Origin of the sequence: Micromonospora foliorum (genome assembly GCF_022229015.1) — a bacterium.
GTDB lineage: Bacteria > Actinomycetota > Actinomycetes > Mycobacteriales > Micromonosporaceae > Micromonospora > Micromonospora foliorum.
Genome location: NZ_JAKKFF010000417.1, coordinates 1 through 5,012, shown reverse-complemented (window position 1 = coordinate 5,012; position 5,012 = coordinate 1). Strand labels below are relative to the sequence as shown.

Annotated in this window: 2 protein-coding genes and 1 pseudogene; all 3 read left to right on the top strand. The window is 70.2% G+C overall.

The window, feature by feature from the left end; all coding sequences use genetic code 11:
• Window positions 1-209: 209 nt before the first annotated feature.
• Window positions 210-3,461 (top strand): annotated as a pseudogene (gene fdh / locus PSH25_RS26240) (formate dehydrogenase); the annotation flags it as partial.
• Between the two features lie 13 nt (window positions 3,462-3,474).
• Window positions 3,475-4,440: a 4Fe-4S dicluster domain-containing protein gene (locus PSH25_RS26235; protein ID WP_238661588.1), complete on the top strand. Its 966-nt coding sequence runs from the start codon at window positions 3,475-3,477 to the stop codon at window positions 4,438-4,440.
• A partial coding sequence (gene nrfD, locus PSH25_RS26230; RefSeq protein ID WP_238661587.1) for an NrfD/PsrC family molybdoenzyme membrane anchor subunit occupies window positions 4,437-5,012 on the top strand: 576 nt, incomplete at its 3' end. The genes PSH25_RS26235 and nrfD, both read left to right, overlap by 4 nt.

Genomic DNA, 5,012 nt, shown 5'->3' with positions numbered 1-5,012 from the left:
GTCCCCGGGCCTCACCTAATATCGCCTTCGCGGATTACCGTTCGGCTGGAGCCGCGTCGTGCCACTCGCCGAGAGGCGACCTGCACACCGACACCAGCGCCGCCCCCGGCCCACCGGCCGGGGGCGGCGCTGTCTGTGCCCCCGGTTCGCGAACCTGTCTCGGTTGACCTATGTTCAGTAGGTCGCTCGCGTGGGAGGGGGTGTCGGGGTTGGGTCTACGGACCTTTATCGAGGGTTGGCCGGTCTACCGCCAGCTCACCGGCACGGACCCGCTGGGTCGGGGGGCCGCGGCGAAGTCCGACGGATCCCGCGCGCTCACCGCCCGTACCGACACCGCCGATTCGATGGCCCGTTCGGTCTGCCCGTACTGCGCCGTGGGTTGTGGCCAGCGGGTGTTCGTGAAGGATGGGCAGGTCAGTCAGATCGAGGGTGATCCGGACAGCCCGATCTCGCGGGGTCGGTTGTGCCCGAAGGGCGCGGCGAGCAAGAGTCTGGTCACCAGCCCGTTGCGGCAGACCACGGTCCGCTACCGCCGGCCGTACTCGACGCAGTGGGAGGATCTGGAGCTCGACACCGCGGTCGACATGATCGCCGACCGGATCCTCGCCGCCCGCGAGCAGACCTGGGAGGACGTCGACTCGCAGGGCCGGCCGCTCAACCGGACGATGGGTATCTCCAGTCTGGGTGGGGCGACGCTGGACAACGAGGAGAACTACCTCATCAAGAAGTTGTTCACCGCGATGGGGGCGTTGCAGATCGAGAACCAGGCCCGTATTTGACACTCCGCCACCGTCCCCGGTCTGGGGGCCAGCTTCGGTCGTGGCGGTGCGACGGATTTTCAGCAGGACATCGCCAACGCTGACGTGATCGTCATCCAGGGTTCGAACATGGCTGAGGCGCACCCGGTGGGCTTCCAGTGGGTGATGGAGGCCAAGCGCCGGGGGGCGAAGGTCTTCCACGTCGACCCCCGGTTCACCCGGACGAGTGCGGTCGCTGATGCGTACCTGCCGATCCGGGCGGGCACGGACATCGCGTTGCTCGGTGGGGTGGTGCGTTACATCCTCGACAACGAGCTGGACTTCCGGGAGTACGTGCTCGCGTACACCAACGCGGCGACGATCGTCAGCGAAGAGTTCAGCGACACCGAGGACGGCGACGGGTTCTTCTCCGGCTTCGACCCGGAGACCGGCACGTACGTGCAGGACAGCTGGCAGTACGAGGGGCATGAGGGTTCGTCGGGCAGTGGGCACACCGCCCAGGAGCGGGACAGCGCCGCGGGGTTGACCCACGAGTCGCACGGCGCGCCGGTGGGCGGGCAGACCCGGCGCGACGAGACGTTGCAGCACCCGCGCTGCGTCTACCAGATCCTCAAGCGACACTTCGCCCGCTACACCCCCGAGATGGTGGAGCGGGTCTGCGGCATTTCACAGGCGCAGTTCCTGGAGTTGGCGCGGGCGTGGACGGCGAACTCCGGCCGGGACCGCACCGGCATGCTGATCTACTCGGTGGGGTGGACGCAGCACAGCGTGGGTGTGCAGTACATCCGCACCGGCGCGATCATCCAACTGCTGCTGGGCAACATGGGCCGCCCCGGTGGCGGGGTCATGGCGCTGCGGGGCCACGCCAGCATCCAGGGGTCGACCGACATCCCGACGTTGTTCAACCTGTTGCCCGGCTATCTGCCGATGCCGCACCACGCCGAGCACCCGAGCTTCGACGAGTGGGTGGACAGCATCCGCCACCCGGGGCAGAAGGGGTTCTGGGGTAACGCGCGGTCGTTCGCCGCCAGCCTGCTCAAGGCGTACTGGGGTGACGCGGCGACGCCGGAGAACGACTTCTGCTACGGCTACCTGCCTCGGCTGACCGGTGACCACGGCACGTACCAGCAGGTGCTCAACATGATCGACGGAAAGATCAAGGGGTACTTCCTGCTCGGGCAGAACCCCGCGGTCGGCTCGGCGCACGGTCGCGCGCAGCGGCTCGGCATGGCCAACCTCGACTGGCTGGTCGTCCGCGACCTGTTCATGATCGAGAGCGCCACGTTCTGGCAGAACGGCCCCGAGGTCGCCACCGGGGAGATCGTGCCGGAGGAGTGCCGCACGGAGGTGTTCTTCCTGCCCGCCGCGTCGCATGTGGAGAAGGAGGGCACGTTCACCCAGACGCAGCGGTTGTTGCAGTGGCGGGAGAAGGCCGTCGAGCCGCCGGGCGACGCCCGCTCCGAGCTGTGGTTCTTCTACCACCTGGGCCGCAAACTGCGGGAGAAGCTGGCCGACTCGCCGCTGCCGCGCGACCGGGCGCTGCTCGACCTCACCTGGGACTACCCCACGCACGGTCCGCGCGTGGAGCCGAGCGCCGAGGCGGTCCTGCGGGAGATCAACGGGTACGACGTGGCGACCGGCCGCCCGCTGTCCGGTTTCGCCGAGGCGCGCGCGGACGGCTCCACAGCGATCGGTTGTTGGATCTACAGCGGGGTGTACGCGGACGGGGTGAACCAGGCGGCCCGGCGCAAGTCCCGCCACGAGCAGGACTGGGTGGCCGCCGAGTGGGGTTGGGCGTGGCCGGCGAACCGGCGCATCCTCTACAACCGTGCCTCCGCCGACCCGGACGGCAACCCGTGGAGTGAGCGCAAACGTTACGTGTGGTGGGACGCGGAGCAGGCCGAGTGGACCGGTTACGACGTGCCGGACTTCGAGAAGACCAAGCCGCCGTCGTACCGGCCGCCACCCGGCGCGTCGGGGACGGAGGGCATCGCGGGCGACGACCCGTTCGTCATGCAGGGCGACGGCAAGGGCTGGCTGTACGCGCCCAGCGGTGTCCTGGACGGCCCGCTGCCGACGCACTACGAGCCGGTGGAGTCTCCGGTGCGTAACCCGCTCTACGGTCAGCAGGCCAACCCGACCCGCAAGATGTACGCGCATCCGGTGAATTCGGTGAACCCGAGCCCGCCGCAGGAACACGCCCAGGTGTTCCCGTACGTGTTCACGGTCAGCCGGCTCACCGAGCACCACACCGCCGGCGGGATGAGCCGGACGGTGTCGCCGCTGGCCGAGCTGCAACCGGAGATGTTCGTCGAGGTGTCCCCGGATCTGGCCGGCGAGGTGGGGCTGACGCATCTGGGTTGGGCGCACCTGGTCAGCGGCCGCGCGGTGATCGAGGCGAAGGTGCTGGTGACCGACCGGCTCACCCCGCTGCGGGTGGACGGTCGGATCATCCACCAGGTGTGGTTGCCGTACCACTTCGGTTTTGAGGGGCTGGTGACCGGTGATTCGGCTAACGACCTGTTCGGCATCAGCCTGGACCCGAACGTGCTGATCCAGGAGAGCAAGGTCGGCACCTGCGACGTGCGGCCAGGCCGCCGTCCCATCGGGCCGGCGTTGCTCGACCTGGTGGCCGACTACCAGCGGCGCGCGGGGATCACCCCGGGCCAGCACGCCCCGGCCGTGACCACCGACGGCACGGGGAAGGAGCACGGTGATTCCTAACCCGAACAGCCTGTACGGGCCGTTGGATCCGGCGCCCGACGCCGGTTACGAGGACGCGCCGCCGCGGATGGGGTTCTTCACCGACACCAGCGTCTGCATCGGCTGCAAGGCCTGCGAGGTGGCCTGCAAGGAGTGGAACGGCGTCCCGGAGAGCGGCCTGGACCTGCTCGGCATGTCGTACGACAACACCGGCGCGTTGACCGCGAACTCGTGGCGGCACGTGGCGTTCATCGAGCAGCCGCGTTCGGCTGGGCACGCCGCCTCGCCGGCGGACGTCCTCGGCGCGCCGGTCGACGCCGGCCTGGCCCGGCCGGTCGACGCGGGGCCGCAGTTCCTCGGGATGCCGGGGGCGCAGCCGCCGGGCCGGGGCACCGGCGTCGAGGAGCGCACGGATTTCCGCTGGTTGATGATGTCGGACGTCTGTAAGCACTGCACGCACGCGGCGTGTCTGGACGTGTGCCCGACGGGTTCGTTGTTCCGTACGGAGTTCGGCACGGTGGTGGTGCAGGAGGACATCTGCAACGGGTGCGGTTACTGCATCTCGGCGTGTCCGTACGGGGTGATCGACCAACGTAAGGACGACGGTCGGGCGTGGAAGTGCACGCTCTGCTACGACCGGTTGGGTGCGGGCATGACGCCGGCGTGTGCGCAGGCGTGTCCGACCGAGTCGATCCAGTACGGACCCCTGGACGACTTGCGCGAACGCGCGGCCGCCCGAGTGGCGACGCTGCACGACCGGGGGGTACCCGAGGCGCGCCTGTACGGGCACGACCCGAACGACGGCGTCGGCGGTGACGGGGCGTTCTTCCTGCTCCTGGACGAGCCCGAGGTGTACGGGCTGCCACCCGACCCGGTGGTGACCACCCGGGACCTGCCGAAGATGTGGAAGCGTGCCGGCCTCGCCGCGCTCGCCATGGCGGCGGCGACCGTCGCCGCGTTCGTCGGAGGTTCCTCATGACCCCACCGGGCCCCGTGGGCGACCGGTTCCGCCGCTTCCGGGAGCGGCTCGCCGCCGAGGGCAGCCTCGGACCACAGGTGAGCGACGAGCGACCGAGCACCGGAAGCGGTGCAGAGGCCGAGAGCGGTGTAGCGGCCGGGAGCGGTGCAGCAGCCACGAGCGGTGCAGCAGCCACGAGCGGCCGGAACACCGCCAGCGGCGACGAGGCCGCCAGCGGTCGCCGGGGCGACCTGACGACGCGGCGGAGCGCCGAAACCTCCGGCCGCCGGCGCAGGCGGCGCGGCGGCGGTGGCGAGGAACTGCGGGTGCCGGAGGCGGAGTTCACGTCCTACTACGGTCGGCCCGTTCTGAAGGCGCCGGTCTGGAAGTGGGACATCGCCGCGTACCTGTTCACCGGCGGGCTGGCCGCCGGCTCGTCGCTGCTCGCCGCGGGCGGGCAGCTCACCGGGCGGCCCGCGCTGCGGCGCGCCGGTCGGGTCACCGCGTTGGCCGCCATCAGCGCCAGTGCCGTCTTCCTGGTGAAGGACCTGGGCCGGCCGGCGCGCTTCCACCACATGCTCCGGGTGGCCAAG